A 214-nucleotide genomic window follows, 5' to 3' on the forward strand; every position below is an offset into this window, starting at 1 on the left:
AGGAATTGACGGGGGCCCGCACAAGCAGTGGAGCATGTGGTTTAATTCGAAGCAACGCGAAGAACCTTACCAAGACTTGACATCCCGCTGACCGGTCTGGAGACAGATCTTCCCTTCGGGGCAGCGGAGACAGGTGGTGCATGGTTGTCGTCAGCTCGTGTCGTGAGATGTTGGGTTAAGTCCCGCAACGAGCGCAACCCTTGAACTGTGTTGC

The 214-nt window shown here is 56.1% G+C and carries 1 rRNA gene; it reads left to right on the forward strand.

Features of this window, described 5'->3' with window-relative positions:
* Positions 1 to 214, forward strand: a 16S ribosomal RNA gene (locus EFBL_RS17245); the annotation flags it as partial.

The organism is Effusibacillus lacus (assembly GCF_002335525.1).
In the GTDB taxonomy this organism is placed as follows: Bacteria; Bacillota; Bacilli; order Tumebacillales; family Effusibacillaceae; genus Effusibacillus; species Effusibacillus lacus.